Below are 3,067 nucleotides of genomic sequence, written 5' to 3'. Positions count from 1 at the left end.
CGCGACCCCTTGGTCCTTCTGACCCTTTGGCGAGACGGTGTCGGAGCGCCGCTTGCGCGCGCGCCACTCTGGCTAAAGCCGTCGCGCGGTCTGGTAGCGGGGGCGCGCGCGCAAGTCAAACAAAGCGCCCACCCGACCTAACCGATCAGGCCGCGTCGTCGCCAGCGTCCGGCGCGCGCGGCGCGGGGGCGAGCGCGCCGCCGCGGTCAAATAGCCTGTGCCGGCGGCGCTTGAAGATCGGCGTCAGCACCAGACCGGCCGCAATCCCGCCGACATGGGCCATCCAGGCGACAGCGCCGCCCTCGCCCATGGACGCGTTGATGAGCTGCATCAAAATCCAAGCGCCGACGAAAAGCCAACCGGAGGCGACAAAAGAGAACAACGGCGCCCGCAGCCCCAGGATCGCCCTCGGCCGCGCCCCCGAGAGCCAGGCGCCGAGATAAATCGGCGCGAGCGCCAGCGAGAGCGGCGGAAAGATTCCCGCCACCGTCGCGCGCGGATGGAGCAGCAGAAAGGCCGCGCAGACCCCGGAGATCGCGCCCGACGCGCCGACGAGCGGCAAGATCGAATGCGGCGTGGCGTAGATGTAGAACACGCCGGAGGCGACGCCGCAGGAAAGATAAAACAGCAGATAGTGCAGCGAACCCATGGCGTCTTCGACATTGTCGCCAAAGACGTAAAGGAACAACATGTTCGAGCCGAGATGCACCACCGATGAATGAAAGAACAGCGCCGTTACAAGCGTCAGCGCCGCCGGCGGTCCAACGATCCAGTCTGCGAGCTGGGCCTCGCCGAAGAGCACGCGCGGGATGATCGCGAAGCCGCGCACGACGGTCAGCGGATCGCCGAAAATCTCGCTCTGCACCACCAAGAATATGACGACGTTGAGCGCGATCAGCGTCCAATTCACGATCGGCCGCCGCAAATAGCGCAGCGGCGCGTCGTCATAGATCGGCATCACCATGGCGCGCTCCTTACAATCGCTAGCCTAACATATGGCGACGCCGACGGGCCGCGTCACGACCGCGCGAACCGCCGCTCGAGCCAGGTCGTCGCGAGCACGCCCAGACCGGAGATGTCGAAGGCGACGGTCAGCAGCCCGTAGACGGCCGCTCCGGCCAGGACCTGAACGATGAGCGCGAGAATGCCCGGACTCATCTCGCGCAAAGGCGTGAGCGCGAGCGACATTGCGCCCGTCGCCACGAGCGCAGCGAACATGTCCCAGAATGACGGCCAGACCGGCTGCGTGCGCAGCGCGAAATATACAGTCGCCACAAGCGCCGCGATGTAGGCGCCGGCTTGCGCGATCGCGAGATTGGAAGCGTCCTCGCCCCAGGGTAGGATCACGAGCAGCGCCAGGCCGAAGGCGACCGCGGCAAGCGCCGCGACCATCAATGGCGCCGTCTTCTTTTCGATCTGAAAGACGGGATTGACGCCGAACAGAATGACGCCCATCGCGAAAAGTCCCGGAAGCAGCAGGCCGAGGTAATGGCCGAAGGGACCGCGATATTGCGCCGGCACGATGAGCGCTTCGATCGACGGCATGACGAACCAGAGGCCGGCGCACGCCGGCAGCAAAAAGGCGACGACGATGCCCATGTTGCGCGCGACCTGCTGCTTGGCGCGGTCGACGCCATGGCGTTCATGCGCGGCGACGGCGATCTGAAACAAGAGCACGTCGAGCGCCGAGCCGAGCGCCTGCACCGCACGCACGCCAAGATCATAGGCCAGCGCGAACTGGCCGGTTTCGGCGAAACCGAAGACGCTTGCCACGATGGAGCGCGCCACAAGCGGCATCGCCTGATAGAGAAGATGCGCGGTCACGATCGGCGCGCTATAGGCCGCAAGCGCACGCGCATTCTGACTCGAGGCGGCGCGAATGTCGGCGCCGGGATCGAGCAGCGCGCGACGTCCGAGAATGACCGTGCCGAACAGGCTCGCGACGCCGCCAGCGAGCGCCACCGCAGCCGAGTGAAAAATAAAGGCGCCGCCGCCAATCAGAACAAGCGACAGCGCGTTCTTGGCGAGCATGAGGCGCACATAGGCGCGGTCATGAAAGCGCGCGCGCACAAGCGCGGTGCAATAGTCGAAAAGCCCGTTGGCGACCGACGTCAGCAGCGCAAGCAGGATGAGATTGGTTTCGAAATCGAGCGGCGGTCCGGCAAGCGCATAAATGCCTGTGGCCAATGCGAGGAAGAGCGTGACGGCGATGAAGGCCGCGTCGAGCGTCGAGCGCACCACCGGCTCTTTGTCGCGCGTGCGCTTTGAGTAAAAGCGCGTCGCCGAAAGACGCAGCCAATCATAGAGCGCCGTCTGCACGACCACCGCGATGGAGAAGGCGAGCGCGAAGCGGCCATATTCCTCGGGGCCGAGAAATTTCGCCACCGTGAGGCCGATGACGAAATTCACGATCGTATTGGCGAGAAATGCGAGAAGGACGTTCACTTAAGCGTAATCCCCTCCCCAACCCTCTCCTGCTGCGCGGGACAGGGAGTCAGGCTCGGGTCGAGACAAGGAACGCGCGCGCCGCCGCTCGCTTGCGTCCCCTCTCCCATCCGAAGTCGGCTGTCGCCGACTTCGGAGTCGATGCGCAAATCTGGAACACCCGATTTGCGAGAGCGGGGGAGGGACAGGGAGGGGGCGACGGGTCGGCGCAATGTCTCTCTTGCCAGGATCACAAAGCGCTCCAGCGGCCGAGCGCGACAAGCTCGCGCAACGCCTGTGCGTCGCGCGGCGTCACGTCGGGATAATCCGGGTCAGCCGTCGCGGGATCGAAATATTTCCACGAGCGGGCGCATTTGACGCCGGCGGCGCGTTGCGAAACCACGCCGACCCCCGGCGCTTCCGGCAGGCGGAAGGCCTCCATCGGCGCTTCTCCCGGCAAGACGCGAATATCCGAGGCGATGCAGATTTCGGCGAGATCGACGCCCTCCAACGCCGCGCGCAATGACTCGTCCGCGATGTAGACGATCGGCGCCGCCTCTAACGAAGAGCCGATGCGCTTTTGCGCGCGCTCGATTTCGAGCGCCCCGGTGACGACAGAGCGGATCTTGCGAATTTTCTCCCA

3 protein-coding genes are annotated in these 3,067 nt (G+C 65.2%); all 3 read right to left on the bottom strand.

Annotated elements, in window-relative coordinates:
- Positions 1-145: 145 nt before the first annotated feature.
- On the bottom strand, positions 146-964 hold the full coding sequence (locus M0R21_13765) for a rhomboid family intramembrane serine protease (protein MCK9618890.1): 819 nt from the start codon (positions 962-964) through the stop codon (positions 146-148).
- A 53-nt stretch (positions 965-1,017) separates the two neighbouring features.
- The gene (locus M0R21_13760) at positions 1,018-2,445 is read right to left on the bottom strand and encodes a hypothetical protein (GenBank protein MCK9618889.1); all 1,428 of its coding nucleotides are present in this window, start codon (positions 2,443-2,445) and stop codon (positions 1,018-1,020) included.
- A 229-nt stretch (positions 2,446-2,674) separates the two neighbouring features.
- Positions 2,675-3,067, bottom strand: a 393-nt coding sequence (locus tag M0R21_13755) for a hypothetical protein (protein ID MCK9618888.1), incomplete at its 5' end; no start/stop codon positions are given.

The sequence above is a fragment of the Lentimicrobiaceae bacterium genome (genome assembly GCA_023227965.1).
In the GTDB taxonomy this organism is placed as follows: domain Bacteria; phylum Bacteroidota; class Bacteroidia; order Bacteroidales; family JALOCA01; genus JALOCA01.
Note: the sequence above shows the minus strand (reverse complement) of the source record. Positions and strands in the feature narration are given on the sequence as shown.